20 protein-coding genes are annotated in these 26,145 nt (G+C 51.9%); 18 read left to right on the top strand and 2 right to left on the bottom strand.

Annotation, left to right across the window (positions count from 1 at the left end):
• The first annotated feature begins 41 nt into the window (after positions 1-41).
• The 3 genes from ACX93W_RS10030 (at position 42) to odhB (ending at position 6,088) form a co-directional block, all read left to right on the top strand.
• Complete coding sequence (locus tag ACX93W_RS10030) at positions 42-1,577, top strand: leucyl aminopeptidase (protein ID WP_459392230.1); 1,536 nt, start codon at positions 42-44, stop codon at positions 1,575-1,577.
• A 320-nt stretch (positions 1,578-1,897) separates the two neighbouring features.
• On the top strand, positions 1,898-4,801 hold the full coding sequence (locus ACX93W_RS10025; protein ID WP_459392229.1) for a 2-oxoglutarate dehydrogenase E1 component: 2,904 nt from the start codon (positions 1,898-1,900) through the stop codon (positions 4,799-4,801).
• Positions 4,802-4,807: 6 nt separating this feature from the next.
• The gene (gene odhB / locus ACX93W_RS10020; RefSeq protein WP_459392228.1) at positions 4,808-6,088 is read left to right on the top strand and encodes a 2-oxoglutarate dehydrogenase complex dihydrolipoyllysine-residue succinyltransferase; all 1,281 of its coding nucleotides are present in this window, start codon (positions 4,808-4,810) and stop codon (positions 6,086-6,088) included.
• A gap of 124 nt (positions 6,089-6,212) precedes the next feature.
• Here odhB and ACX93W_RS10015 read toward each other — a convergent pair whose 3' ends face one another.
• Positions 6,213-7,058: a helix-turn-helix transcriptional regulator gene (locus tag ACX93W_RS10015; RefSeq protein ID WP_459392227.1), complete on the bottom strand. Its 846-nt coding sequence runs from the start codon at positions 7,056-7,058 to the stop codon at positions 6,213-6,215.
• A gap of 152 nt (positions 7,059-7,210) precedes the next feature.
• Between ACX93W_RS10015 and ACX93W_RS10010 the strand changes: the two genes are divergently transcribed.
• From ACX93W_RS10010 to ACX93W_RS09975, 8 genes are all read left to right on the top strand, one after another.
• Positions 7,211-8,350, top strand: coding sequence for a Gfo/Idh/MocA family protein (locus ACX93W_RS10010; RefSeq protein WP_459392226.1), 1,140 nt, complete (start codon positions 7,211-7,213; stop codon positions 8,348-8,350).
• Positions 8,347-9,423: a Gfo/Idh/MocA family protein gene (locus ACX93W_RS10005; protein ID WP_459392225.1), complete on the top strand. Its 1,077-nt coding sequence runs from the start codon at positions 8,347-8,349 to the stop codon at positions 9,421-9,423. The genes ACX93W_RS10010 and ACX93W_RS10005 overlap by 4 nt, the downstream gene beginning before the upstream one ends.
• A gap of 252 nt (positions 9,424-9,675) precedes the next feature.
• Positions 9,676-10,146, top strand: a complete 471-nt coding sequence (locus ACX93W_RS10000) for a VOC family protein (RefSeq protein ID WP_459392224.1) — start codon at positions 9,676-9,678, stop codon at positions 10,144-10,146.
• Positions 10,147-10,176: 30 nt separating this feature from the next.
• Positions 10,177-10,875, top strand: coding sequence for an SDR family NAD(P)-dependent oxidoreductase (locus ACX93W_RS09995; protein WP_459392223.1), 699 nt, complete (start codon positions 10,177-10,179; stop codon positions 10,873-10,875).
• A gap of 90 nt (positions 10,876-10,965) precedes the next feature.
• Positions 10,966-11,919, top strand: a complete 954-nt coding sequence (locus tag ACX93W_RS09990; RefSeq protein WP_459392222.1) for an aldo/keto reductase family protein — start codon at positions 10,966-10,968, stop codon at positions 11,917-11,919.
• A 6-nt stretch (positions 11,920-11,925) separates the two neighbouring features.
• The gene (locus tag ACX93W_RS09985; protein WP_459392221.1) at positions 11,926-13,827 is read left to right on the top strand and encodes a glycoside hydrolase family 9 protein; all 1,902 of its coding nucleotides are present in this window, start codon (positions 11,926-11,928) and stop codon (positions 13,825-13,827) included.
• 46 nt (positions 13,828-13,873) lie between these two features.
• Positions 13,874-14,308, top strand: a complete 435-nt coding sequence (locus tag ACX93W_RS09980) for an SMI1/KNR4 family protein (protein ID WP_459392220.1) — start codon at positions 13,874-13,876, stop codon at positions 14,306-14,308.
• Between the two features lie 216 nt (positions 14,309-14,524).
• Positions 14,525-15,904, top strand: coding sequence for an O-acetylhomoserine aminocarboxypropyltransferase/cysteine synthase family protein (locus ACX93W_RS09975; RefSeq protein ID WP_459392219.1), 1,380 nt, complete (start codon positions 14,525-14,527; stop codon positions 15,902-15,904).
• Between the two features lie 168 nt (positions 15,905-16,072).
• Here ACX93W_RS09975 and ACX93W_RS09970 read toward each other — a convergent pair whose 3' ends face one another.
• Positions 16,073-17,437 carry an LLM class flavin-dependent oxidoreductase gene (locus ACX93W_RS09970; protein ID WP_459392218.1) on the bottom strand — a complete coding sequence of 455 codons (1,365 nt, stop codon included), beginning with the start codon at positions 17,435-17,437 and terminating at the stop codon, positions 16,073-16,075.
• 335 nt (positions 17,438-17,772) lie between these two features.
• Here ACX93W_RS09970 and ACX93W_RS09965 point away from each other — a divergent pair, with 335 nt between their 5' ends.
• From ACX93W_RS09965 to ACX93W_RS09935, 7 genes are read left to right on the top strand one after another with little or no spacing between them, the layout of a single operon-like run.
• The gene (locus ACX93W_RS09965) at positions 17,773-19,512 is read left to right on the top strand and encodes a CocE/NonD family hydrolase (RefSeq protein ID WP_459392217.1); all 1,740 of its coding nucleotides are present in this window, start codon (positions 17,773-17,775) and stop codon (positions 19,510-19,512) included.
• A complete protein-coding gene (locus ACX93W_RS09960; protein ID WP_459392216.1) occupies positions 19,509-20,219 on the top strand; it encodes an HAD family hydrolase in 711 nt (236 codons plus the stop codon). The genes ACX93W_RS09965 and ACX93W_RS09960 overlap by 4 nt, the downstream gene beginning before the upstream one ends.
• Positions 20,220-20,242: 23 nt before the next feature.
• Positions 20,243-21,868 carry an ABC transporter substrate-binding protein gene (locus ACX93W_RS09955; protein ID WP_459392215.1) on the top strand — a complete coding sequence of 542 codons (1,626 nt, stop codon included), beginning with the start codon at positions 20,243-20,245 and terminating at the stop codon, positions 21,866-21,868.
• A 27-nt stretch (positions 21,869-21,895) separates the two neighbouring features.
• Positions 21,896-22,837, top strand: coding sequence for an ABC transporter permease (locus ACX93W_RS09950; protein WP_459392214.1), 942 nt, complete (start codon positions 21,896-21,898; stop codon positions 22,835-22,837).
• 12 nt (positions 22,838-22,849) lie between these two features.
• On the top strand, positions 22,850-23,659 hold the full coding sequence (locus tag ACX93W_RS09945) for an ABC transporter permease (RefSeq protein ID WP_459392213.1): 810 nt from the start codon (positions 22,850-22,852) through the stop codon (positions 23,657-23,659).
• A gap of 16 nt (positions 23,660-23,675) precedes the next feature.
• Positions 23,676-24,860 carry an ABC transporter ATP-binding protein gene (locus ACX93W_RS09940; protein ID WP_459392212.1) on the top strand — a complete coding sequence of 395 codons (1,185 nt, stop codon included), beginning with the start codon at positions 23,676-23,678 and terminating at the stop codon, positions 24,858-24,860.
• On the top strand, positions 24,829-25,959 hold the full coding sequence (locus tag ACX93W_RS09935; protein WP_459392211.1) for an ABC transporter ATP-binding protein: 1,131 nt from the start codon (positions 24,829-24,831) through the stop codon (positions 25,957-25,959). Before ACX93W_RS09940 ends, ACX93W_RS09935 begins: the two co-directional genes overlap by 32 nt.
• Positions 25,960-26,145: the final 186 nt, after the last annotated feature.

Genomic DNA, 26,145 nt, shown 5'->3' with positions numbered 1-26,145 from the left:
TCCGATTCTTTTTTATGGGGAAAATGAAAGTGGGGAATAAGATGATTAAAACGAAATTAACATACGGCGAAATCGCCGGAGAAAGTAATGGAGCGGCTGGAGGAACGGCTCATGCTGGAGTTCAGATTCTGTTTGTGACAGAGGAAGAAGCCGGGGGGACAATGCCGCTAGTACAAGAGCACATTGATGCCGAGCTCAGAAGAGCGGTGTCCAGGGGACTGTTCAAAGGCAAGCCGGAGCAGACGTTTAGCGCGCCAACGCTAGGCCTGTTCAAAATGCCATACGTTCTGTTCGTAGGTTACAAGCCGGGAGAAGGCCGGGAAGGTTTGCGCCTGGCGGCTGCTGCGGCTGCCAAGGAGCTGAAATCGCTGGCGGCGGAAACGGCCTCCTTTGATTTGCGTTCCGAAGTTCTGCAAGCGGAAGTAGAAGCACTCGGCGGCGCGGCGGTGTCGCAAGCTCTGACAGAGGGGATGCTGCTTGCGCTGCATGATCGTCTCCCGCTCAAAAAAGAAGCCGCGGTGCGTTATCAGCCCGTACAAGTCGGCATTGTGCCGGATAGCGGACTGCTGAAGCTGGCCCCGCAAGGGCAATGGGAGCAAGGAATCGCGAGCGGGCTGGTGATTGCGGAAGCCGTAACATACGCACGCGACCTGACTAATCTTCCCGGCAATGATTTGACCCCGGAGCGCCTGGCCTTTTTTGCCGAGGAATTGGCGCATGAATACGAGCTGGACGTGGAAATTATCGATGAATGGACCGCTGCGGAGCAAGGCATGGGCGGTTTGCTTGGAGTAGGTCAAGGCAGCGTCAATCCGCCTCGCATGATTGTGCTTCATTATAAAGGAGATCCAGACAGCAGCGAAACCTGGGGATGGATCGGCAAAGGCATTACGTTTGATACGGGCGGCATTTCGCTCAAGCGAGCGCCGGGTATGGAAGAAATGATTTCCGATATGGGCGGAGCGGCAGCCGTGCTTGGAGCATTGCGAGCCGTAGCGGAAATAAAAGCAAAAGCGAATATCGTGGCCGTTATTCCCACCGCTGAAAATATGCCTTCCGACCGCGCGTTGAAACCAGGCGACGTTCTGACGACGATGAGCGGTTATACCGTAGAAGTGGTCAACACGGATGCGGAAGGCCGGATTGTGCTGGCGGACGGCATGACAACAGCCATTCGCAGAGGCGCCACCCGACTGGTGGATGTCGCTACGTTAACCGGAGCCGTCATGCATACGCTCGGATTTGAGGCGACTGGCGCGGTTACCAACCATCCGGAGCTGCTGAAGGAAATTATGGCTGCGGCGGATAGAGCCGGAGAACGCGTCTGGGAGCTGCCTGTTTACCCCGAATTCAGCAAGCCGCTGCGCAGCGCTGCCGCGGATCTGAGGAACGGCGCAGGCCGTTACGGCGCGGCCACCACGGGCGGGCTGTTTATCGGTCATTTTGCCGAAGGCCTGCCGTGGGTGCATCTGGATATTGGCGGTTCCAGCTGGCTGGAGGCCGATAAAGCGCTGGAGCCCAAGGGAGCTACGGGCTCGATGACCCGTACATTAGTGGAGCTTGTGTGCAAAAAATAGAATAACGCCGGGCGAAAGTCCGGCTTTTTCGCCATCTTTTGTAAGCTCTTTCATAAAATGAAGCATGCATCTCTATTGATGCTGCAAAACGATGAAACCGATGCCAATATGATTATGGAAGGCAACTCGTTATTGTACTAAAATATGAAGAAGCCAAGCAACAGCAAAAATCACAGTTTTAATTCTTTTTTTGTAAAATCAATGCCGTGGTGGCAAAAGTTCAAGTTTGTAGTCTCAAAAAGCGCAGCGGACGCGCATGGTTTAGTCCGTGGCAGGCAATAATGAGATGGTTATCAATAGAGAGGGTGGAAATTTCTGCAATGAGCGTCCATGATGAAGTCAATCATTCGCCTTGGAAAAGCTATTATGGTCCCAATCTTGGTTATGTTCAGGAGCAATACGAGCTCTATCTGAAAAACCCGGAAGCCATTGAATCATCGGTACGCGAGATGTTTGAACAGTGGGGCCCGCCTCCCGAGAGCACAGAGACAAACAAGTCCGTTTCTTCGGGACGAGCTGACAGCGCTTTAAACCAAGCGCCTGCTTCCGCGATCAACAGCAATATGTTCAAAAAGGTCGTTGCCGCGCATCAGCTCATGCTGAACATTCGCAGGTACGGCCATTTAGGCGCGGATATTAATCCGCTTGGCATTAGCCAGGCTGCCGACACCAGACTGCTGGAGCCGGAAACCTTTGGACTAACCAAAGAGGATTTGGCCAGCATACCGGCATCGTTGATCTGGGACAATGCTCCGGAGTCGCTTGCAAGCGGCTGGGAAGCCATTCAGCAGCTCAGAAAGATTTACACCCGCTCGGCTGCCTACGAATTTACGCACATTCATGACGAGAATGAACGCAACTGGCTGCATCGCCAAGCGGAATCCGGCTCGTTCCCTGCCCCTCTGACGGGTGAAGAACGCGTTGCTCTGCTGGAGCGGCTGCTGCAAGTTGAATTGTTCGAAAGCTTTATTCATAAAACCTTCGTGGGACAAAAACGGTTCTCCATTGAAGGCCTTGATATGCTGGTTCCGGTACTGGACGAAATCGTTCGCAACTCCGCGCAAGGCGGTGCCGAGCATGTCCTTATCGGCATGGCGCACCGCGGCCGTCTCAACGTGCTTACTCACGTTTTGGGCAAACCGTACGCCAAAATCTTTTCGGAATTCCATCATTCGCCTAACAAAGAGCTGGTGCCTTCCGAAGGCTCCATCGGCATCAACTTCGGCTGGACAGGCGATGTGAAATACCATCTGGGCGCCAATCGCTCCGTCCAAAGCAGCGAAACGATATCAACCCGCCTGACGCTGGCGAACAACCCGAGCCATCTGGAGTTTGTTAACCCTGTGGTGGAAGGATTTACGAGAGCGGCTCAGGAGGATCGTACGCAACGCGGCTTCCCGGTTCAAAACGTACAAAGCGCCGTTACGGTTTGCGTTCACGGCGATGCGGCTTTTATCGGTGAAGGCATAGTTGCGGAAACGCTTAACTTCAATAATCTGCAAGGGTATCGCAATGGCGGCACGCTGCATATCATCGCGAACAACCGGCTTGGTTTTACGACCAACAGCCAGGATTCCCGTTCGACCTATTATGCGAGCGATCTGGCCAAAGGTTTTGACATTCCGATCGTACATGTCAACGCCGACGATCCGGAAGCGTGTCTGGCAGCAATCCGTCTGGCTTGCGAATACCGCTTGAGATTCAATAAAGGATTTGTTATCGATCTGATCGGCTATCGCCGCTACGGTCATAACGAAATGGATGATCCTGAAGTAACCCAACCGCTGGTGTACTCCAAAGTGCGCAATCACCCTACGGTGAGCACCATTTATGGCAACAAGCTGGTTGCCAAAGGCGTTGTCGGCGAGGAGCAGGTGGAGCATCTGCGCCAAAAGAGGCTCGGCGAGCTTCAAATGGCCTATGACTCCATGAAGGAGCAAGAAAGCAAGAAGCATGCCCAGGCCCCTCAGGACAATGGCAAAATTGTACCGGAGGACGTAGCGACAGCTGTTCCTATGGAAACGTTGAAGGAGATTAATCTTGAGCTGCTCAATCGTCCAGAGTCCTTTACGGAATACGGAAAGCTTCAGCGCATCCTGCAGCGCCGCTCTATCGGCCTGAACGATGGGGAGAAGCTGGATTGGGCGCATGCGGAATCGCTGGCTTTCGCAACGATTCTGGCAGACGGAACGCCGGTCCGCTTGAGCGGGCAGGATTCGGAACGCGGAACATTTGCGCACCGCCATATTATGTTGAATGATAATGCTACGGCCGAGAAGTTTTCGCCGCTTCATATTTTGCCGCAAGCCAAAGCGTCCTTTGCGGTTCATAACAGCCCGCTGTCGGAAACGGCTGTACTCGCTTTTGAATACGGATATAACGTATTTGCGCCGGAAACCTTTGTTATCTGGGAAGCGCAATACGGCGACTTCGCCAACGTGGCCCAAGTTATTTTTGACCAGTTCATCTCGGCCGGCCGGGCAAAATGGCTGCAAAAATCCGGTTTGGCTATCCTGCTGCCGCATGGTTACGAAGGTCAAGGGCCAGAGCATTCCAGCGCTCGCTTGGAACGTTTCCTTCAATTGTCCGCCGATAACAACTGGACCGTAGCCAATTTGACGACATCGGCCCAATATTTCCATCTCTTGCGCAAACAAGCCGCCATGCTCGGAAGCGACAACGTTCGCCCTCTGGTGCTGATGGCTCCAAAAAGCCTTATCCGCAACCCGCGTGTGGCATCGCGTGGCACGGAGTTCAGCGAAGGCTCCTTCAAGCCGTTGCTGCCAATGTTTGATACGGGCGAATCCAAGGATGCCAAGAGCAAAGTAAAACGCCTGCTGCTTGGCACGGGCAAAGTTATGGTGGATATTGAGGAAGCCATGTCCGCTTCCGAAGCGCAAGAATTTGACTGGCTGCGCGTAGCTCGCGTCGAGCAGCTTTATCCGCTGCCGAAGGCCGAACTGGAAGCCATTCTGGCCCAATACCCGCGCCTGTCGGAAATTGTATGGGTTCAGGAAGAGCCGAAAAACCAAGGCTCTTGGAATTACATGGAATCTCGCCTGCGCGAGCTTGCTCCGGCGAAGGTGACGGTAAGCTACATTGGCCGTCCGGATCGTTCCAGCACAGCAAGCGGACATCAGGAGGTTCATGCCGCAGAGCAGCAGTTCATTATTTCTTCAGCGCTTAATGGTCAGCCAATACAATCCAGCTTGGTAGGGAGGTAGCCACACATGGCAGAAATAATCGTACCTGATTTGGGAGAATCGATCTCGGAAGGCACTATTTCAAAATGGTTTGTAAAGGACGGCGACACCGTCAATCAAGGCGACGTGCTCCTGGAGCTGGAAACGGATAAAGTCAATATTGAAATAAGCGCGGACAGCAGCGGTACGGTGTCCGGCATTACCAAAAAAGACGGCGATGTTGTTTTGGTAGGCGAATCTATCGGAACAATCGGGGCTTCCTCGGAGGCTTCCGCGCCAGCGGCTGCGGCTGAGCCGGCTTCACAGCCAGCCGAAACTGCAGCTCCGGCGGCTTCAACCCCGGCTTCGTCCGCCGCACCGGCTGTAGCGCCTGCAGCAGCTTCTGCTAACAATGCCGCAAGCGTAAATGCTTCTCCTGCGGCACGAAAGCTTGCTCGCGAGCAAGGCATCGATTTGACCCAGGTGCAAGGAAAAGACGGCATTGGCCGTATCTATCCCGACGATGTGCGTTCACATGGCACCAAATCGGCTGCTCCAGCAGCGTCCGCACCTGCGGCGACTGCTCCAAGCGCTCCGGCAGCTTCCATCGCGCCTGCTGAATCCGGCAAGCCGGTTGAACGCCAGCGTATGTCGCGCCGTCGGGCTACGATTGCCAAACGCCTGGTTGAAGCACAACGTACGGCTGCTATGCTGACTACCTTCAACGAGGTAGACATGACGGCGATACTGGATTTGCGCAAACGACGCAAGCAAACCTTTTTTGAGAAAAACGAAGTTAACCTGGGCTTTATGTCCTTCTTTACAAAAGCTGTTGTTGGCGCCCTCAAGGCGTTCCCTCTGCTTAACGCGGAAATCGACGGCGACGATGTTGTCGTTAAGAAGTTTTATGATATCGGCATTGCGGTATCGGCGAAGGAAGGGCTTGTTGTTCCCGTTGTCCGTGACGCGGACCGCCTGAGCTTTGGCGAAATCGAAAAAAACATCGGCGATCTTGCGAAGAAAGCTCGCGCCAATACGTTAGCGCTTAGCGATCTGCAAGGCGGCAGCTTTACGATCACAAACGGCGGCGTATTCGGTTCCCTGTTGTCCACGCCGATTTTGAACACGCCTCAGGTAGGCATTCTGGGCATGCACAAAATTCAGCTTCGTCCAATCGCGATTGACGAAGAGCGGATGGAGAACCGGCCGATGATGTATATCGCTCTCTCTTATGACCATCGGATTGTTGACGGAAGCGAAGCGGTTCGTTTCCTGGTAACGGTTAAGGAATTGCTGGAAGATCCTGAGCAGCTTCTGCTGCAAGGTTAATTTCTAACCTAAATAGCGCCTGCAACAGGACTTAAATCGGACAACAAATAAATCATATCAAGAAACTCCCTGCAAACAGATATCCGATCTGTACGCAGGGAGTTTTTTTTGCCGTTTTCGGCACTCAATTATTTAACTGATGCTGCTTGCGGTATTGCTCCGCTGTAAGTCCCGTATGGCTTTTGAAGGAGCGGCTGAAATGGGAGGGATGTTTGAACCCTATCTCATAGCCGATATCGGTGATGCTGACGTCCTGCTGGATAAGCATCAGCTTGGCCTCGTAGATCCGGCGATGCATCAAATAATGAAAGATGGTCATGCCGGTCACTTCTTTAAACGTTTTGGCCAAATAATATTTGCTTAAATGCAAGTTTTCCTGCAGCCCCTCCAAGCTGATATCCTCTTTAAACCGCGACTCCAGAATGCTTATAACCGCCTGCGCATGCTGCTCTTTGGAAGAGGGGAAGGTCGGCATATCCTTTAGCGGGTTTTGGCACAACTCGCCGATGATCAGCAGCAGATCCAGCAATCCGGCCTGAAAGCGCTGATGGGCATACGTTGTTCCCTGATTGTATAACGTCTCCAGCCTTGCAAGGTTTTGTTCCATTTCTACTTTATCAGCGCCTTTCAGCTGCAGGCGGATGTTGCGCAGCTTGAGGAAAGGCTCCAGCAGGTTTCCGGCAAATCCGGGCTGGATCAATTGACTGAAATAGCGGGGGTCAAAATGAATAATGGTGCGTTTGTACTCCACTTTGGGATCGGCATGCGCTTTATGCAGCGTCATTCCGTGCATCAGCAGCAAATCGCCGGGCTCCAGCGCATAGACGCGGTCATTGATCAGATAATTGGCTTTGCCATGGTGGAAATAATAGATTTCATAATGAAGATGGGCATGATAAGAAATGGCTGCATTATAGGTAGCGGAAGTGCCGATGCTGTATGGCGTTGTGATTGAATAGATGAGGCCCATAAGATCACCCTCCTGTGCTATTCAAATTATACACCAACCAGAGTTAAATGAAATAGAAGAATCCATTAACCCTGTAGAAGCCGATCAAAAGCTGTTTTGATACGATAGCAATACGAGTTCCAATTAAGCAAAATAAAGGGGAGAGCTGAAGCATGGAGGCTGTGAGGCTGGGCATTATCGGGCTGGGAAACATGGGCAAAGGGCATATCGGCTATTTGAAAAGAGGCGAGGTCAGCAATGTTCGGCTGACAGCTGTAAGCGATTACGCGCCTGCGGGACTGGAATGGGCAAAGGAAAATGCTGGCGAACATGTTGTCCTGTTCTCCGATCCCTATGAACTGATGGCATCGGGATTGGTGGATGGAGTTTTGATCGCGACCCCGCATTATTCGCATCCCGAGCTGGCCATTGCCGCTTTTGAAAAAGGGCTGCATGTGCTTTGCGAAAAACCGGCTGGCGTTTATACAAAGCAAGTGCGGGAAATGAATGATGCGGCTGCCCGCAGCAATGCCAAATTCAGCATGATGTATAATCAGCGCACCAATCCGCTGTATCGAAAACTGAAGGACCTGACGGATAGCGGAGAGCTTGGCGAAATCAGGCGAACAAACTGGATTATTACCAATTGGTACCGCTCGCAATCGTATTACGATTCCGGCACGTGGAGGGCAACGTGGGCTGGAGAAGGCGGCGGCGTGCTGCTGAATCAGGACCCGCATCAGCTGGACCTGTGGCAGTGGACCATTAATATGATGCCGAAACGCGTACGCGCTTTTTGCTATTTTGGCAAACATCGCAATATTGAGGTTGAGGATGACGTAACGGCTTTTGTGGAATATGAAAATGGCGCAACGGGCGTATTCGTAACAACGACCGGAGAAGCGCCGGGCACGAATCGTCTGGAGATTAGCGGAGATCGCGGCAAAGTGGTCATTGAAGACGGCAAGTTGACCTTCTGGCGCCTTCGGACGCCGGAGCGGGAGTTTAACGCCACTTTTACGGGCGGATTTGGCCAGCCGGAATGCTGGAAATGCGACATTCCGATACAAGGTGAAAATCCCGATCACAAGGGCATTACGCAAAACTGGGTCAACAGCATCCTGTTTGACGAACCGCTGATTGCGCCCGGCGAAGATGGAATAAAGGGACTGATGTTGTCCAATGCGATGCTGCTTTCCACATGGCTGGACGACTGGGTGGATCTTCCGATTGACGAGGAGCTTTATTATTCGTATTTGCAGAAGCAAATTGCGGACTCCCGCAAAAATGAAGGGAATGGTGTTTTGTTATGACAAAAAGCGACGGCATGAATTACGCGCCAACAGGAGAAGTAAAGCCGGTTGTGGAGCCGGGACAGTTTGTATTCGCCGCTATGAGTTTGGATCATGGACATATTTACGGCATGTGTAATGGATTGATCGAGGCAGGCGCAAGGCTCAAATGGGTATTTGACAATGATCGCGCCAGAGCGGAAGCATTCCGGCAAAAATATCCCGGAGTCGAAATCGCCGAAAGTGAAGAGCAGCTGTTGGCGGACCCCGAAGTGGCAATGATCGCAGCGGCGGCGGTAGCCAATTTGCGCGGACCGCTTGGCGTACGCGTGATGCGGAGAGGGAAGCATTATTTTACGGACAAAACGCCGTTTACTACATTGGAGCAATTGGAGGAAGCGCGGACGGCTGCGCGCGAAACAGGCAAAAAATACGCAGTCTATTACAGCGAGCGGCTGCATGTGGAAAGCGCCGTACACGCCGGAAAACTTATTGAACAAGGAGCAATCGGACGTGTCGTGCAGGTCATCGGATTTGGTCCGCACCGGCTGAATGCGCCATCGCGCCCGGACTGGTTTTTTGAAAAAGAAAAATACGGCGGAATTCTCTGCGATATCGGTTCGCATCAGGTGGAGCAATTTCTCTATTTTACGGGGAACCTGGATGGCAAGGTCGTAAACAGCAAAGTGGCCAACTACGCCAATAAAGACTATCCTGAGCTCGAGGATTTTGGCGATATGACGCTGGTGGGAGAGAATGGGGCTACAGGTTATTTCCGCGTGGACTGGCTGACGCCTGACGGGTTGGGCACATGGGGCGACGGGCGCACAACGATTTTGGGAACGGAAGGTTACATCGAGCTGCGAAAATATATCGATATCGGCAGGGAAGCCGATGGCGATCAACTCTATCTCGTCAACCGCGAAGGAGAGTTTCATATGAAGGTTGGCGGCAAGGTCGGGTTCCCTTATTTTGGAGAGCTGATTCTGGATTGTTTGTATGGCACGGAAAATGCGATGACTCAAGAGCATGCCTTCAAGGCGGCTGAGCTATGCCTGATTGCCCAGCGCAATGCGCTTGTTGTCGAAAAATAAAGGAGAAAAAATAGAGGTATCAGAATTAAATGTAAGCGCTATTATTCATATTTGTCTACGTTGACAATCCAATAGGCGATTGCTACGATTAACTCGTGAACACGGGTTAATCGTTTTTTTCTTTTCCCGGGCGTTTGTTCTATTGATGGAAGCGCTTTAATAGGTTTGTGGAGCTAGACTGGTCCCGGGTATCATTCTTTTTGAAATATCAGGGGATAAAACATTCGCTGACAATGGAGGAGTGGAATAGATATGGGCAATAAGGCAACAGGAAACGGAACATTAGGCAACAACACGATTACGCAAATCGGAATGGTTGTTCATGATATTGAAGCGGTGTCGGCGGCTTACGCTCAATTTTTTGGAGTGGAGAAGCCGGCGTGGTTCTGGACCGATACGGTAGACAAAGCTCAGACGGAATTTCAGGGGGCGTCTACCGAAGCGCGGGCCAAGCTGGCGTTTTTTGATATGGGCTCGCTGCAATTGGAGTTGATTGAACCCGATCATAATCCAAGCACGTGGCGTCAGCATCTGGATCAGCATGGCGAAGGCGTGCATCATATCGCTTTTGGAGTAGAGGGGATGAAGGAGCGGATCGCTGCAGTGGAGGAAGGCGGCATGAAGCTGGTTCAAAAGGGAGAATATACGGGCGGCCGTTACGCTTATCTGGATACATTTGGACCGCTTAAGGTCATGCTTGAACTGCTGGAAAACGATAAGTAGCGCAAGTTCAAAAAAAGGAGGAAAACGGGAATGAATCTATTGATTACAGGAGCCGGCAGAGGGCTTGGCTTGCATTTGACCCGCGAAGCGGCGGAACGGGGACATACGGTTTGGGCAGGCGTGCGTAATCCGGCTTCGGCCGGCAAGCTTAAAGAGCTTCAGGTGGTTCATGGAAATGCCATCCGGCTGCTGACGCTGGATGTGGAGGACGAAGGCTCCGTTGCGAAAGCCGCCGAAGAGTTGGCCCGCCATAATGAATCGCTGGATGGCGTCATCAACAATGCGGCAGTGCTGCTGGGCCGCGAACAAAAGCTGGAATCATTGAATCTGGAGGAGCTTGAGCAATCGTTTCGGGTAAATTTGTACGGCCCGATTGCGGTTGTTAAATACCTTTTGCCGCTGCTGCGCAAGGGCGAGCAACAAGCAATCATCAACATCAGCTCCGAAGCGGGAGGTTTTGTGGGAGCTTATGACGGCGATTATGGCTATGCCCTTACCAAAAGCGCGCTGAATATGTTTACGGCACAGCTGCATAAGTCGTTCACTCCTCAAGGCTATGCCGTTTATGCCGTTCATCCCGGCTGGATTAAGACGGATATGGGCGGCGACTCGGCGCCAGGCGATGCGGGGGAATCCGCAAGCAGCATTCTGGATTTGATCGAGCGCAAGGTCATTCCGCCGGAAGGGGCATTTTTCATCAATGCCGACGGCAGTCAGCGAGCATTATAGCACGGCGAGTTGCCGAAACCGCCAATCAGAGAGCAAGCCTTAGCAAACAGGAAGCAGCCGATGCTTCAACAGGTTGAGGAGGAGATCTCTTTGAAGTACAGAAGACTGGGAAAAACGGGATTGAAGGTCAGCGAAATCAGCTTGGGAAGCTGGCTGACTTACGGCAACTCGGTAAGCGATGCGACAGCGGAGAGAACGATTCAGCAGGCTTATGAGCTAGGCATCAATTTTTTTGATACCGCCAATGTGTACATGCAGGGCAAAGCGGAGGAAGTGGTGGGAGAAGCGCTGCGCCAATATCCCCGCGAATCTTATGTTTTGGCGACAAAAGTATTTTGGCCGATGGGAGAAGGGGTCAACGACCGCGGGTTATCCCGCAAACATGTGATGGAGCAGGCGAACGCAAGCCTCAAGCGGCTGGGCTTGGATTATGTCGACCTCTATTATTGCCATCGCTACGATACGGAAACGCCGGTAGAGGAAACGCTTCGCACCCTTGAAGACCTTGTCCGCGCGGGCAAGGTGCTTTATGTCGGGGTCAGCGAATGGACGGCTGCGCAAATTCAGGAGGCGCTTGGCGTAGCCGACAAATACCTGTTGGACCGTATTGTCGTCAACCAGCCGCAATATCATATGTTTAATCGCGGCATCGAAAAAGAGATCGTGCCCCTGTGCAGCCGAAACGGCATCGGCCAGGTCGTTTTTTCTCCACTGGCTCAAGGCGTGTTGACCGGCAAATACAAACGCGGGGCGGACGGCACTCCGCAAGGCAGCCGCGCGCTGGATTCCACGGCTAATCGCTGGATTACTTCCCTTCTGAGCGACTGGCACTTGTCGCGTGTGGAGAAGTTGACTGGTCTTGCGGAGGAAATCGGCTGTACGACGGGCCAGCTGGCCCTTGCATGGGTGCTCAGGCTGGACAATATCGCCAGCGCACTTGTTGGTGCCAGCCGTCCGGAGCAAATTGCCGAAAATGTCGGCGCAAGCGAAATCAGCCTTTCGGCTGAACACCTATCCGCAATAGAAGATATTTTGGGAGAGTAGCGGGTGATGTCGGGCAAGCGGCGCCGGATCGCCGCAATTGCAGGAGGGATCGCGCTTATTCTGGCCGCGGTTACATTGCTCCTGCTATTCAAAGGAGGAGCAGATAATATGGAACGAGGCCTTGATCAGGAAAAAGAAAATGGCATTGTCGCAGAGGAGATAACGTCAGAGGGGCAGTCAAGGGATGGCGATGAAACTGGAAGCGGCGCCGCTGTTCAACCAACGATTGTTTCTGACGGCGGTTATGGGGAAGGCGAAGCAGTCAAAGTAAACCAGGTTGGCTATCCCGTGGGAGCCGCCAAGATCGGAATCATTGCCGGAGAGGAATGGGATACCGGCGACGCTGCTTTTCAATTAATAAAGGCAGATAGCGGGGAGCCGGTCTATAGCGGCACTGTGACAGCGCCTGTGTTTGATGCCGCATCGGGCGAAAAGGTAAGCCGTGCCGATTTTTCGGATTTCAACGAACCGGGCGTCTACCAACTGGCAGTGGAGGGCGCGGGGCGTTCTTTTCCTTTTGAAATCGGTGAAGGACTGTATGGTAAAGAATTAACGATGCTTCTCCGCTCTTACACGCTGCAGCGAGTAGGAGTGGATATTGAAGATAACATCTCTGGCGTCAAGGTTCCTGCAGGTCATTCGCAGGATCGACAATCTGTGATTTCCTTTAGCGACGGCATCTCCAGGCAAGGCGACATCATAGATGCTTCCGGAGGCTGGTACGATGCGGGTGATTTCGGGAAATACATATCCCCGGCTGCTGTAAGCGTAGCGCAGCTATTGCTGGCCTTCGAGCTTAACCCCGGAGCATTTCCCGAAGGGCAAATGAGTTTTCCGCCGGGCCTGGAATCGGCGCAGCAGGGGCTTCCTGATGTACTGGCGGAGGTGCGTATCGAGCTGGATTGGATGCTGAAAATGCAGCGGGAGGACGGGGCCGTCTTTCACAAAATGAGCGGTGCGGCATGGCCCGGTTTTATTATGCCGCAGGATGATACGCAAACCCGCTATATCTATGGTTTGTCCACATTCAGCACTGCGCAGTTCGTTGGGGCGACCGCACTGGCGGCGCGTATTTATGAGCCTTATGATCAGGAGTTTGCTGCAATTCTGCTGGATGCTGCCGAACGTTCTCAGCGTTATCTCGACGCCAATCCTTCCTTCAGTTTCCGTCAGGATGAGGGCCAGGATAACGGCTCCGGCGGGTATGGCAAAAACTCCGACAGGGAAGAGCGGCTATGGGCGGCTGCCGAGTTGTTCCGGACGACGGGAAGCGCGGCATACGGGGAACAAGCGGAGACCTATGAGGATTTGCTTGGGAAAAATGCGCAGCCTGTCACCTGGATGGACTCTGGCATTCTTGGGCAATGGGCGTATTATCATGCGGAAGGTGCAGACTCAGTGCGCAAAGGGGCAATTGTTGACGCTTTTGCAAGAAGCGCCGACTCTATTGTGCAGCGCTCCGCTGCCGACGGCTATTTGACCGCGCTTAGGCTCCAAGATTACCACTGGGCATCAGCCAAACTCGCCGCGGCATACGGTTCATTGCTTTTGCTTGCTAATGAGCTTAAGCCTTCACCAGCCTATGAGCAGGTTGCTCTGGAGCAATTGCATTACGTATTTGGCAGAACCGCAACCGGATACAGCTATGTTACGGCAATAGGCACAAAATATCCCGAGAATCCTCATCATCGTACCAGCGATGCATCGGGCGTATTGTTCCCGGGATTGGTGGTCGGAGGGCCCAACCGCGACGGGGGAGATCCCGACCTGGACGCGGTCAAGGATAAATTGTCTCCCGCCAAAGCCTATCTGGATGTGTTAGGCTCCTACTCCAGCAACGAATACGCTATTGATTACAATGCGCCGGTCGTTTTTCTGGCAGCTTATTTCGCCGATCCGGACCAATAATTTGGAGGCATGATGAATTCGTGGCAAGTATGCATTGGAGGTAACAATGACTAGCTATAGCTTAATTGCAAAAAATGAAGACAATGACTTTTATGAAGTGACTTCAAATGAAATATGTGAAGTAGAAAGTTCATTGGGATTTAAAATACCTCATGAGTTAAAGTCGTTTTATTTGGAAGTCGGATATGGGTTTATTAAGGGGTCGGAGTATTCGATTAATCGAATTATGGACCCGGAATCTGTATGCGATTTTCGAAAAAGAGAAGCAGACTATGAATGTTACCCGGATATTGAAATATACGACGACTATGAGGATGGAAAACTCATTTTTTTTGAGTGTAGTGAATCCGCTTTGATATCCATTGATTTAAATGACGGCATTGAAAATCCAATCTACTACTATGACAAACAAATTGCACCATCCTTAAAGGAATTTTTGATAAAGATGAGTCAGAATGATCGGTATTACTGTAATCTTTAAGAATAATATGAATCGCTACTATTCGCTGGCGCGCGTTTAATTGCGCGTTGACAGCATTCTATGTTGGAAGTACAATATATACTAAGTTGGTTGGAATAGTATGATATAATAGTTGTCATCGTTGACCAGTTATCTGGAGACTAGAGGGCGTATGCTGCGAAAGCATGCCCTCCGGTCTCTTTTTTTATTGCCACAGAAATAGAAGGGAGAAACCGCATGGCCGATGAACAAAAGCGGGAAAGAAAATGGAGATTCGATACACTGCAGGTGCATGCCGGACAACAGCCCGATCCGGTGACGGGGGCAAGAGCGGTGCCGATTTATCAAAGCACGTCGTTTGTTTTTAAAAATACGGAGCATGCCAGGGCGCTGCTTAACTTTGAGGAAGCAGGCAATACGTATACGCGCATCAGCAATCCAACCAACGAGGTGCTGGAGCTACGGATCGCCGCGCTTGAAGGAGGATCAGGGGCGCTGGCGGTCGCTTCCGGTTCAACGGCCGTTTCGTACAGTATCTTTAATATCGCCGGAGCAGGCGATGAGATCGTAGCGGCAAGCACGCTTTATGGCGGTACCTACAATTTGCTGGCTGTTACGCTGCCTAAGCTTGGCATTCATACCACATTTGTTAATCCGGATTATCCGGAAAACTTCCGGGGAGCCATTACCGATCGGACAAAAGCAGTTTTAATCGAGTCGATTGGAAATCCGGGCCTGAATGTTCCCGATATAGAGGCCATTGCCGAGATTGCTCATGAGCACGGCATTCCGCTGATCGTGGACAATACGTTTGGCACGCCATATCTGATTCGCCCCATAGAGCATGGAGCGGATATCGTTGTACATTCCGCGACCAAGTATATTGGCGGGCACGGTACCACAATCGGCGGATTAATCATTGACGGCGGCAAGTTCAATTGGAATAACGGCAAATTCCCGGGATTGTCAGAGCCCGATCACAGTTATAACGGAATCACCTATGTGGATAGCTTTGGGAACACTGCCTATATAACAAAGCTGAGACTTCAATATTTGCGAGATTTGGGCGCCGCAATCAGTCCGTTTAATTCATTTCTGCTGCTGCAGGGGATAGAAACATTGTCGCTACGGGTGGAGAAACATCTCTCCAATACACGCCGAGTCGTGGAATATTTAAACGAAAACCCGGCAGTTGCTTGGGTAAGCTACCCCTCCTTGCCGAACAGTCCCTATTATGCGCTCGCTCAAAAGTATTTTCCGAAAGGGGCAGGGTCCATCTTTACGTTTGGATTAAAAGGCGGTCCGGAAGCGGTCACCGCTTTTATCGACAGTCTGGAGTTGTTTTCGCATCTCGTTAATGTGGCGGATGCCAAATCTTTGGTTATCCATCCTGCCAGCACCACTCATGCGCAATTAACGGCTGAGCAACAGCTTGCCGGAGGCATAACGCCCGATTTAATCCGGGTATCGATCGGCATTGAAGATCCGGATGACCTTATACAGGATTTGGAGGAGGCGCTTCGAAAGGTTGCTGACAGAGTGGAATTAGGAGCGGAAGCAGAAACAGACGCAGTAGTGAATGCGGAAGTACACGCAAAGCCGACAGCTGCGCTATAGAAGATGCGGGGGTAAGCGCTATTTCATCATGCGCGGCCCTTTTCTCAACCAATAACAAGCTTGGGGCTGTCCAAAAAGCCGATCCGCGTATCTGATTCAATTAAAAACGCTAATGGACATCCGTGTCCGTTAGAGCGTTTGACTTTTTGGACAGCCCCTTTTGGGTTGTCATGGCAGGTTTGTTATACCAAGATGATTCTGGCGGCGCTGTGTATAGCGGTTTGGAGGCACTGGCAGGCCAAAATGCTCCCGCAGCGTGCTCCCCGTATAATCGCTCCGGAACAAGCCTCGTTCCTGAAGTATCGGTACGACTTCGTTTACAAATTCCTCCAGTCCCTGCGGCAGCGAAGGAGCCATCAGCATAAAGCCGTCCGCAGCGCCTTCGAGGAACCATTTCTCCAGCGTATCCGCAATCTTGCTTGGCGTGCCGACCAGATGATCGCCGGTGAACGAGCCGATAATAAGGGAATAAATTTCGCGCAACGTAGGATTCTCGCGGGCAATGACGGGCTGATGTTTGACATAGTCCGGATTGATAGCCTGCAAAGTATCCAGTCCGGCTTCCCTTGCGGTTGTTTTTGTAGTAAAGATGCTGAAATCAATCTCTTTGAAATAATCTGCCAAAAAGCCGATAATGGTTTCTTCGCTTAGCAGCTCCTCAAACTGGCTGCGTTTCTTGCGCGCATCTTCCTCAGTGGCGGCGATAATCGGCGAGATGCCTAACAAAATAAACACATCATCGGGGTTTCGTCCTGCTTCTGCAATTTTTTGTTTGTAATCCCTGTAATACTCTCTTGCATCCACAAAGTTATATTTGATCGAAAAAACAATTTCGCCTACCCGGGCAGAAAATTGTTGGCCTGCCTCTGAATTGCCTGCTTGCACCAGGACAGGTTGTCCCTGAGGTGAACGTGCAATATTCAGCGGGCCTTCTACCGAAAAAAATGCTCCTTTATGGCTCAGACGATGCAGCTTGGAAGGATCAAAGTAAACCCCGGATGCCTTATCGAATACAAAAGCATCATCCTCCCATGAATCCCACAAACCGCGTACGACATCAACAAATTCAGTTGCCCGCAAATAACGTTGTTCCAGTCCATAATGCTCTTCCGCGCCAAAATTGCGCGCCGTATTGCCGGACAAATCGCGAGTCGTCACAATATTCCAGCCGACCCTGCCTTTGCTGATCTGATCCGCCGATAGAAACTGGCGCGCAAGATTAAAGGGTTCGACATAGGAGGTGGATGCGGTTGCCACAAGACCGATTCTCGAAGTGGCTCCAGCCAGCGCCGAGATGAGGGTGATTGGCTCAAAGCGGTTTAAAATATTGGGGTGGGATTCCTCGTTAATTGCCAAGCTGTCTGCCAGAAAAACCATGTCGAACTTGCCGCGTTCCGCCGTCTGGGCGAGCGTGCGGTAATAGTCAATGTCGATGCTTGCCCCGGGGCTTGCGTCCGGCAGCCGCCAAGAGGAGGCATGCATGCCGGTGCCGACAAGATACGCGGATAATTTAATTTGTCTTCCGGAAGTCATAGTGTCACTCCTTTACAATCATAAAATAAGGGCTATGAATTGAAAATAATAATTCCAATATGAATAATGGTGTATGGTTTATGATTGAAATAGTAAGGGGAGATCTATTCCTTGTCAACAATTGAATTGTTGTCCATTTCATGAAGGGATGTGTTCATTCTGTGAAAAATAGGTTGACGAACTGGGAAATTTGCGCTACGATACCTGATAAACCCGATGACAATTATCGGAATTATATAATTGACCAGTCAACTGGAGATGTCTTCTGCCGAATTGCATTGCTTTCGGCGAGACATCTTTTTTCATTTTTACAGCCAGAAAGGTGAATGATCCACGTGACAATCAGACATTCAATCCGCATTGAACGCAACGTGCCTGCAACCATGCGCGACGGAGTAAAGCTGTATGCGGATATCTACCGTCCCAAGGGGGATACGCCATATCCGGTGCTGCTGCTTCGAACCCCTTACAACAAAGAAGATGCTCAAACGATGAATTATGCCCATCCAAGCTGGTATGCCCGGCATGGATATGTGGTTATCGTGCAGGATACGCGAGGCAGATGGACGTCGGAGGGACAGTTTGCTCCCTATATCCATGAAGCCGAAGACAGCTACGATACCATCCAATGGGCCGCGTGTCTTCCTTACGCGGTTCCGAAGGTCGGCTTGTACGGATTTTCTTATGCAGCCGCGATACAATGGCTGGCGGCTAGCGGGCGGCCGCCTGCCTTGGCCTGTATTACTCCAGCGATGATTGGCGCCGACTCCTATCAGGGCAAAGCCTATCGCAATGGGGCGCTTAATCTGGCGATGCAGCAATCCTGGGTACTGTTTGTGGCGGGAGATACCGCCCTCAGGCAAGGCAGAAGTGATTGGGTACAGGAGCTGACTGCGCTTTACGGCAATATTCAGCTCTTCTACAAAAGGCTTCCGTTGTCTGATCCCCCCGACCCGGTAAAGGAATTAGCGCCTTATTATCTGGATTGGCTCAATCATCCGCTGCGAGATGAATTTTGGCAATCTGCTTCGCTGCTCCATCAGCATGAGTCCATCGAGGTGCCGGCCTTGCATATTGGCGGCTGGTACGACATTTTTATCGACGGCACGATAGAAAACTTCCAAGAGGTACGCGCACGAGGAGCAAACGGGTTGGCGCGAGATAATCAATATTTGTTTATCGAGCCTTGGTTCCATATGCCGTGGTCGCGCTATGTGGGGGAGCTGGACTTTGGGCCGGGAGCGGCAAACGGCATCGACGAACTGCAATTGGCCTGGTTTGACCGCTGGCTCAAAAACAAAGAGCCTCTGAATAAGCTGGCTCCGGTGACCTATTTCCGGATGGGCAGCAATAGCTGGCATGAAGCGGAGCAGTGGCCGCTGCCGGAGACTGTACATACGCCTTATTACCTGCACAGCATTTCCAAAGCAAATTCGATCAGCGGTGACGGTACGCTGGATACCGTTTCTCCCGGCGCGGAATATCCCGACACGTATGTCTATCATCCGTCGATACCGGTGCCGGCTCTTGGCGGCCGATCGGGTGCGGTGCCGGACCTGACGCCAATGGGGCCGAGGAATCAGATTCCGGTTGAAATTCGCAATGATGTGTTGGTTTATTCCACTGAACCGCTGCTGCGGGAAGTCATTGTAACAGGTGAGGCAATGGTGGAGCTATACGCCGCAACGACAGCCGAAGATACGGATTTTGTCGCGAGACTGATAGATGTCTATCCTGATGGCCGATCTTACAATGTCGCGGAAGGCATTATCCGCGCCAGTTACCGGCATGGCCTATCCAAACGGGTGGAGGTTGTGCCTGGCGAAGTCGTTCGTTATCGTATTTCCCTTGGCCCAACAGCCATCGCGTTTCAGCCGGGCCATCGTATCCGTCTGCATGTAACCAGTTCTCTATTCCCCACTTTTGACCGTCACCCTAACCGGCTGCTTGAACCAGCCAACGTGACGGAGGCTGATTTTGTTACCGCGACCCAATGCATATACCATGACGAAAGGTATCCTTCGGCGCTTTGGCTGCCTGTCATTCAAGAGGATCGGAAGGGGGAGAGCGCTTGAGCATTGCTTACATCTGGTTTGATTTGGGCTATACCCTCCTTTATCAGGAGAGGGAGTCAATCTATGCGCGTTACCTGGAGGAGCAGGGAAAGAGGGTGCCGCTCCGGCGGATTGAAGAAGCCTACCATTTGACGGACAAATATTTTATGCGCGTCTATCCCGGCGTGTTAGGCAAGGATCGGGCATGCTTTTTTCCATGGTACCTGGGCGTTCTCAATCACACGCTTGGCCTGCAATTTGATTTGAATCAGCAGAATCGCAGGCTTGCTGAGCTGCAACAGGCGCAGGGCACCTTCTGGCGGGCATTCCCGTTTGCGGTTGAAACGCTAAAGAAGCTTAGGGCATCGTCATTTAAGCTGGGACTGATCAGCAACTGGGATCACACTGCAAGGCAGGTGCTGCAAAACACAGGGCTGCTTCCGCTGTTCCACCAGGTAGTTATTTCCTCCGAAGAGGGGGTCGAGAAACCCGATCCCGCGATTTTTAAAATCGCGCTGGAGCGGGCTGGTGTTGAACCCGGCGAAAGTCTGTATGTCGGCGATAATTACTACGATGATGTCATCGGCAGCGAACGGGCGGGGATGCAAAGCTTCCTGATCAACCGATTTGGCCGTCTTGGCATACAGGAGTTGCCGGAAATCGGGCTGATTTCCTCGATTCAGGAGCTGCCGCAATTACTAACCGTACCATCCAAAATCATCTCATAACATATAGGAGAGGGAGTTTAAGAATGAATCATTTAAAAAAATCAAGGCATGTAATTACTCTATCGGCGCTGATTCTGCTGTTGGTCCTTCTGTCGGCTTGCGGCAGCAATAATGCCGCCCCTGCAAACGGCGGCACGCAAGGAGGGGCGAACGCCGGCAAGACGGAGAATGCGCAGGCGACTGCTACTTCCGCTCCGGAAATCAAGCCTTCCCAGCCTACGGGAGCCAAAGTGGCAGGCGGCGATGTGGTGGTCGTTATTTTGCAGGATCTGGATTATCTCGATCCCCATCTGGCTGTAGCCGCCGGGACTAACGAGGTGCTGTTCAATGTGTTTGAAGGATTGGTAAAGCCCGATGAAAAGGGCGAGCTGTACCCGGCGATTGCGGAGTCCTATGAGGTGTCGGAGGATGGCCTGAACTATACGTTCAAGCTGCGAAGCGGGGTTAAGTTCCATAACGGCCAGCCGGTGACGGCGGAAGATGTCGTATTTTCCTATTCGCGCCTGGCGGGACTGGATACTGGCAAACCGCTGCAGTCGGCATTCGAAGGCGTGGAAGCTGTTGAAGCCAAGGATGAGTCAACCATTGAAATCCGGCTGAAGCAAAATAATTCTTCATTCCTGACGGCATTGACGGCCGCCGTGATTCCTAGCGGTTATGAGGACAGCAACAAGCAGCCTGTCGGCACGGGTCCTTTTAAATTCAAGGAATATGTTCCAGGCCAGCGGCTGGTCGTTGAAAAATTCGCGGACTATTATATTAAGGATGTGCCGTCTCTGAATAAGGTGGAATTCCGGATCATTACGGATGCGGAGTCTGGGCTTCTTGCCTTGAAGTCCGGCGAGGTTGATATTTATCCCCGGATCAGCACGGAACGCCTTGTTGAGCTTGGCGATGAATATACGGCACTGAGCGCGCCGCAAAACCTGGTGCAGCTAGTGGTTTTGAACCATAATAAAGCGCCGTTTGACAATATCAAGGTGCGCCAGGCGTTGAATTACGCGGTCAATAAGGATGAGATTATTGAAGGTGTTGCCCTTGGATACGGAACTAAGCTGGGATCCAATATAAGTCCGGTTTTGGCGAAATATTTTCAGGAAGGTCTGGAGAATTCTTATGCAACCGACCTGGAGAAAGCAAAAGCTCTGCTGGTCGAAGCGGGTTATCCCGACGGATTTGAAGCTAAGCTTTCGGTTCCGTCCAATTACCAATTCCATGTCGACACGGCCCAGGTCGTAGCGGCGCAGCTGGAGCAAATCGGCGTCAAACTGAAGATCGAGCCGGTGGAATGGGCAGTATGGCTTGAGCGCATTTATAAGGGCCGCGACTATGAGCTGACGATTATCGGCCTGGACGGCAAGCTGGACCCCTATCAAATATTGAACAAATATATTTCCGATGCCAGTAATAATTTCTTTAATTACAATAGCCCGGATTTTAACGCCACGCTGAAAGCGGCGGTAACCGAAGTGGATGACGCCAAGCGGGTGGAGCTGTACAAAAAAGCCCAAACCATTCTGGCCGACGACGCGGCTGCGATTTATATTATGGATCCCAATACAAATGTCGCTTTGAACAAAAAGCTGGCGGGTTACAAGCAATATCCTCTTTATGTACAGGACCTGTCCAGCGTCTACTTCACAGAGTAGAAGGCGGCAGGAGGTGTACGTTCTGACATGAGTTACGCTGCGAGACGGTCGGTTTCACTGCTGCTAACGATGCTGTTTGTTGTCTTGCTGACCTTTTCGGTTTTCCGCGTCATTCCCGGCAATCCGGCATTAACCATTCTAGGCGTGGAAGCTTCGGATGAGCAAATTCGCATGCTGGAGGAAAAGCTGGGGACCGACCGGCCGCTGGGCGATCAGTTCCTTGGCTGGCTGAGGGGAATTGCGGTGCTTGATTTTGGAGAATCGCTGCGTTTCTCGGAGCCCGTCATTTCGCTGATTGGAGATCGGCTGCCGGTGACACTTTCTTTGGCGGTACTGGCGATGGTCATCACTATAGTGGGGGCAATTCCTTTGGGCATTCTGGCTGCGAGAGCCAGAGGGAAGACGATGGATCTGATCGTGTCGATCGGTACGCAATTGGGTCTTGCCATTCCTTCCTTCTGGATGGGCATCATTCTCATATCCATTTTTGGGCTGGCGCTCAAATGGGTGTCAGTCAGTACGTTTACGGGATGGTCGGAGAATCCTTGGCTGACGTTTCGTTCCCTGATATTGCCCGCGACGGCGCTTGCGCTTCCGCAGATAGCGATTGTTGTTCGTTATCTGCGAACGACCATGCTGGAACAGATAAGCCTTGATTACGTTCGCACCGCAAGAAGCAAAGGTTTGGCAGAGAAAAGAATTCATTACCGTCATGTATTAAAAAATGCCTTGCTTCCGGTCATTACGATTATCGGCATTCAATTTGGCGAAATGCTTGCCGGCAGCCTGGTAATCGAACAGGTTTTTACGCTGCCAGGGTTCGGCAGCCTTCTCATTACCGCTATCGGCAACCGCGATTATCCGCTGGTGCAGGGGCTGGTGCTGATCATCGCTTTTACCGTCATTACGATCAATTTTCTGGTGGACTTGTCGTATCGCTGGCTGGACCCGCAAATTTCTTTAAAGTAGAGGCTGACTTAAATGAAAAAAAAGTACAGTATCAACCTGACGTTGGGGGCTTCGTTTATTGCCATACTTCTGCTCATCATGCTGATCAGCCTTTTTTATACGCCGCATCCGGTTAATGCAATGAAGATTGTTGAACGTCTGCAAGGCCCTAGTATGAGCCATTGGCTGGGGACCGATAATTTTGGCAGAGATGTGCTTAGTCGGGTCATGGTTGGCGCTCAAACTGCTTTTCTGGTCGGAGCAGTCTCTGTCGCAATCGGTTTAACCGGAGGCCTTATTGTCGGAACGCTGGCTGGTTATGCGGGACGATGGGTCGATGAACTGCTGATGCGAGGAACCGATGCTTTATTGGCTTTCCCCGGTATTTTGATCGCCCTGCTGCTTGCAACGATTTATCAGCCCAGCATGTTCCAGACTATTTTGGCCATTGGGATTCTCTCCATGCCGTCGTTTGCCCGCGTTATCCGCAGCGGTGTGCTGCAGCATCGGAAAGCGGAATATGTGAAGGCGGCTCGCGGCGTTGGAGCGGGACATTTTAACCTTATTTTTGTACAAATATTGCCTAATATCGCATCTTCTATCGTGACGACAGCTGCCCTGAGTTTCTCGACGGCTATTCTGGTTGAGGCAGCGCTTAGTTATCTTGGGTTAGGAGTACAGCCTCCGGACCCAAGCTGGGGAAGAATGCTCAATGAGTCGCAAAGCTATCTGGGCAAAGCTCCCTGGTTCACGCTGGCGCCTGGCGTTGTTATAACATTAACTGTGCTTGGCTTTAATTTGCTTGGGGACGGCATACGCGATATTCGGGACAAAAGGGGATAGATTGGGGGGAGCAACAGTGGAGCTACTGGGTGAGTTGCAAGGACAATGGCGTGACCGCCATTCTGGCCGTAGCAAGCAAATGGTTGATATACGAGACTCTAATACGGAACGCCATGACCATCCAAGCTGGAGAAAACAGGAGCAGCCTTTGCTACAGATTGACAAACTAAACGTCGATTTAGCGGTATCCCGCGGCAAAACGGTACCTGTTCTGGAGAATGTGTCGCTGGAAATCGGGAAAGGTGAAATTGTGGGTGTCGTCGGTGAATCGGGCTGTGGCAAAAGCATTTTGTCGCTGTCGGTGCTGGGCCTGCTTCCATCGTCAATGCGAGCTGCATCAGGCAAGCTGTGGTATAGGGGAGCGGAGAGCGGGCAGGGTGGCCAGCTGGAGCGGCAGCCCCTTCCGCTGCATGAATTCAACAACCGCAAGCTGCAAGCGGTGCGGGGCAAGGAAATCGCGATGATCTTTCAGGACCCCATGAGCTCGCTCAACCACGGATTAACGATAGGTTATCAGATGATGGAAGGGCTTCGCCTTCATCTGGGCTGCTCCCGCAAGGAGGCCAAGGAGCGTGCGCTGCAGCTGCTGCACAAGGTTGGTTTGCCTCGTCCTGTGCGGTTGCTGCACGAATACCCCTATCAGTTGTCTGGCGGCATGCGCCAGCGGGTAATGATTGCTATGGCAATTGCTTGCCAACCAGGCCTGTTAATTGCGGATGAGCCAACAACTGCGCTTGATGTAACGATCCAGGCGCAAATTCTGGAGCTGATGCGCCGCATCCGCGAGGAGGACGGAACGGCCATTATGCTGATTTCGCATGATCTTGGCATGATGTCCCGAATGTGCGACCGGATCGTTGTGATGTATGCGGGTCAAGTGGTGGAGCAGGGGACAGCAGCCGATATTTTCGAGCGGCCTCTTCATCCCTACACGATCGGGCTGCTTCATTCCATTCCTTCGCCGGACAAAAAGGGCAAGCCGCTTTATTCCATTCCGGGCACAGTGCCGGCGCTGCATGAGCGGGGCGAAGGCTGCCGTTTTGCTTCACGCTGCAGTTCAGTCACGGCGCGTTGCCTCGCGGTGCAGCCTGTGTTAACGGAGGCGTATGGCTCCAACGATCAGCATGCTGCGGCTTGTTTCCTGCTTGAGAAGGGGGCTGGAGAACAAAATGAACATACCAACGAACACGCCGTTGTCTGATACTGATCTATTGCCACTGAAAGCCTCGCTGTCCGAGAAGATTCCATCGTCAGAGACATACCCGTCATTAGAAAAATTTTCACCGTCAGGGGGATATCCATTCTCCGAGCATAATCCGCACTCTGAGGAAGTCCCGCTGCTGGAGTTGAGGCGACTGGAGAAGGCCTATAAGGCGAAGGCGTGGGGAAGCCGCGGAGATTTGCTTGCCGTCCGTGGCGTTTCGCTTGCAGTGAAAAAAGGAGAAACCCTTGGACTGGTGGGCGAAAGCGGCTGCGGCAAATCGACCGTAGGAAGGATGAGCGCGCGCTTGCTTGAGCCAAGCGGCGGCTCCCTTTATTACAAGGGCAAAGACATTACCGAGTCTACCGGATCAGAATCCCGGCGATTGAGGCAGCAGATCCAATACGTGTTTCAAGACCCGTATACCTCGCTTAATCCGCGTTTTACAATTGGCCGCCTGCTGGAGGAGCCGCTGAACTACAACCGGTTGGGAGATCGTGCAAGCCGGCGGCAGGCAGTTATGGAAATGCTGGAGCGGATTGGGCTTGGCGCGGTCTACAGCAAGCGTTATCCGCATGAGCTGAGCGGCGGCCAACGTCAGCGTGTAGGCATTGCTCGAGCGCTGATGCTGCAGCCGGAGTTGGTTGTGCTTGATGAGCCGGTTTCGGCGCTGGATGTGTCCGTCCAAGCGCAAATTCTCAATTTGCTCAAGGAACTGCAGCGCGACTTGTCTCTCACCTTTCTGTTCATTTCACATGATTTAAACGTGGTGCACTATGTAAGCGACCGGGTAGCCGTCATGTATTTGGGCACAATCGTTGAATTGGCGGAGGTTCGCGAGCTGTATGAACGACCGCTTCACCCCTACACGCAGGCGCTTGTGTCGTCCATCCCGAATGAACAAGGTAGAGCGCATCGTGAACCGATTATTCTAAAAGGAGACTTGCCCGATCCTGCCGAGGAGATTACAGGATGCCCGTTCCGTACCCGCTGCACGCAGGCCATTGACCGCTGCGCGGCCGAAATGCCGGGCTGGGAAACCGTTGGCGACGGCCATGCCGTGCGCTGCCACTTGTGGAGTCTGCAAAACCAAACATAGGGAGACGACTGTTTGAAGCGAACAGTCGTCTTTTTTATTTATTGAACTGCTAATCGGAAATATGGATTATTAAACCGTTCGCTTATGGTCAATGATCATCATACTTGATCTATTAGAAGTTTTCCGTGGAGGTTGATCGATTTAAACTGATAACCTATCATGATGGAAGATATCTCTAATATATGG

The sequence above is a fragment of the Paenibacillus sp. CAU 1782 genome (genome assembly GCF_054551715.1).
Note: the sequence above shows the minus strand (reverse complement) of the source record. Positions and strands in the feature narration are given on the sequence as shown.

Coding starts and splice junctions, on each gene's coding strand:
- ACX93W_RS09970 (WP_459392218.1), bottom strand. CDS start 17,437: ATGACTTCCGGAAGACAAATTAAATTATCCGCGTATCTTGTCGGCACC.
- ACX93W_RS09975 (WP_459392219.1), top strand. CDS start 14,525: ATGGCCGATGAACAAAAGCGGGAAAGAAAATGGAGATTCGATACACTG.
- ACX93W_RS09935 (WP_459392211.1), top strand. CDS start 24,829: ATGAACATACCAACGAACACGCCGTTGTCTGATACTGATCTATTGCCA.
- ACX93W_RS09985 (WP_459392221.1), top strand. CDS start 11,926: ATGTCGGGCAAGCGGCGCCGGATCGCCGCAATTGCAGGAGGGATCGCG.
- odhB (WP_459392228.1), top strand. CDS start 4,808: ATGGCAGAAATAATCGTACCTGATTTGGGAGAATCGATCTCGGAAGGC.
- ACX93W_RS09945 (WP_459392213.1), top strand. CDS start 22,850: ATGAAAAAAAAGTACAGTATCAACCTGACGTTGGGGGCTTCGTTTATT.
- ACX93W_RS10000 (WP_459392224.1), top strand. CDS start 9,676: ATGGGCAATAAGGCAACAGGAAACGGAACATTAGGCAACAACACGATT.
- ACX93W_RS10025 (WP_459392229.1), top strand. CDS start 1,898: ATGAGCGTCCATGATGAAGTCAATCATTCGCCTTGGAAAAGCTATTAT.
- ACX93W_RS09995 (WP_459392223.1), top strand. CDS start 10,177: ATGAATCTATTGATTACAGGAGCCGGCAGAGGGCTTGGCTTGCATTTG.
- ACX93W_RS10015 (WP_459392227.1), bottom strand. CDS start 7,058: ATGGGCCTCATCTATTCAATCACAACGCCATACAGCATCGGCACTTCC.
- ACX93W_RS10030 (WP_459392230.1), top strand. CDS start 42: ATGATTAAAACGAAATTAACATACGGCGAAATCGCCGGAGAAAGTAAT.
- ACX93W_RS09950 (WP_459392214.1), top strand. CDS start 21,896: ATGAGTTACGCTGCGAGACGGTCGGTTTCACTGCTGCTAACGATGCTG.
- ACX93W_RS09955 (WP_459392215.1), top strand. CDS start 20,243: ATGAATCATTTAAAAAAATCAAGGCATGTAATTACTCTATCGGCGCTG.
- ACX93W_RS09980 (WP_459392220.1), top strand. CDS start 13,874: ATGACTAGCTATAGCTTAATTGCAAAAAATGAAGACAATGACTTTTAT.
- ACX93W_RS10010 (WP_459392226.1), top strand. CDS start 7,211: ATGGAGGCTGTGAGGCTGGGCATTATCGGGCTGGGAAACATGGGCAAA.
- ACX93W_RS10005 (WP_459392225.1), top strand. CDS start 8,347: ATGACAAAAAGCGACGGCATGAATTACGCGCCAACAGGAGAAGTAAAG.